The sequence below is a fragment of the Acinetobacter sichuanensis genome, assembly GCF_003024515.2.
GTDB lineage: Bacteria > Pseudomonadota > Gammaproteobacteria > Pseudomonadales > Moraxellaceae > Acinetobacter > Acinetobacter sichuanensis.
On the sequence record NZ_PYIX02000206.1, the window covers coordinates 1 to 647 of the forward strand.

2 protein-coding genes are annotated in these 647 nt (G+C 39.9%); both read right to left on the reverse strand.

Annotated features, from left to right (window positions below; genetic code table 11):
* Nucleotide 1: 1 nt before the first annotated feature.
* Complete coding sequence (locus tag C9E89_RS23045; protein WP_107010350.1) at nucleotides 2–238, reverse strand: hypothetical protein; 237 nt, start codon at nucleotides 236–238, stop codon at nucleotides 2–4.
* Nucleotides 235–645, reverse strand: coding sequence for a RuvC family protein (locus C9E89_RS23050; protein WP_228199117.1), 411 nt, complete (start codon nucleotides 643–645; stop codon nucleotides 235–237). The genes C9E89_RS23045 and C9E89_RS23050 overlap by 4 nt, the downstream gene beginning before the upstream one ends.
* Between the last annotated feature and the right edge of the window lie 2 nt (nucleotides 646–647).

Sequence of the window (647 nt, forward strand, 5' to 3'; positions counted from 1 at the left end):
TTTACAAATCCACATACTTGAAAAACAATGCTGTGCCGTCTTTCTGCTCAATAATCATGCGTTTATTTAATTCAATCTGAGCAAGCTGTTCTTCACTCAAGATATTTTTAAAACTGACTTTTAATTCATCAAAGGAGTTGTACTTAGCTTTCCCGTAAATATTTGTACGCTGCTCGTTCCAATGCTCGTACAGCCAATATTTACCATTTGAATAAAGTGCCCAATCAAAGTTATTCACACCATCCCCCAAATCAACATACCCGCGTCACGTTGCTCTTGATTAGTTCGACCTTGCCAACCTGTGATGCGATTAAATTCTTCTGAATTCTTTTTAGACTTGGTGGGCTTAACCAACACCACCGCCAAACCCAACGATTCAGCCATTTCTACGAGTAATTTACCTGTCGCATGGTTCTCACCTACGTTCTTAGCAATTCGCTCACCTGCACGCTTAGATTGACCATAGCGACTATGTAGGTTTGATTTCTTATTCAACCAACCTGCTTCAATGACTACTTTTTTAATGTTGTCTTGCTGACTGCGGAATAAATCCACAGTTTCAGCGAATGTTAAATTTTTCAGCTCGAATGACTGTCCTAAGACAGCCACTCCTGATTTCTCCAAGTCTGGATCTATGCCAATGATGA